The organism is Anaerosporobacter sp., from assembly GCF_965301125.1.
Genome location: NZ_CBDLAM010000338.1, coordinates 1 through 354, shown reverse-complemented (window position 1 = coordinate 354; position 354 = coordinate 1). Strand labels below are relative to the sequence as shown.

1 protein-coding gene is annotated in these 354 nt (G+C 29.1%); it reads right to left on the bottom strand.

Annotation, left to right across the window (positions count from 1 at the left end):
* Nucleotides 1-33 precede the first annotated feature (33 nt).
* Nucleotides 34-354, bottom strand: a 321-nt coding sequence (locus ACW2QF_RS19620; protein WP_455717705.1) for an ATP-binding domain-containing protein, incomplete at its 5' end; no start/stop codon positions are given.

Sequence of the window (354 nt, the reverse complement as noted above, 5' to 3'; positions counted from 1 at the left end):
TATTTTGTCAATATGTTTTTTTTATATTTCTATTTAATCTTTTCTTTTTAGTAATTCTTGCATAAACGGCATTCTATTGAAATTCTCTTTCTTTTTTACAGCCTTGTTTACAGTGCCCATATCTCCGAAATGAAAGCACTTCTCTTTCATTCTTGTAAGTCCTACATATATGATGTTTGAATTTAACATTATAGTATGAGCTTTTGGAGTTAATAAAATAATAATTTTTGCATTCCCGCCTTGGCTTTTGTGTGTACTAATACTATATCCAAGTCCTAGAGTTTGCAGATTATCCCTTGCATATTCAACCTTTACACCGTCAAAATCTATAACCATTTTATTATAATTTGTGTC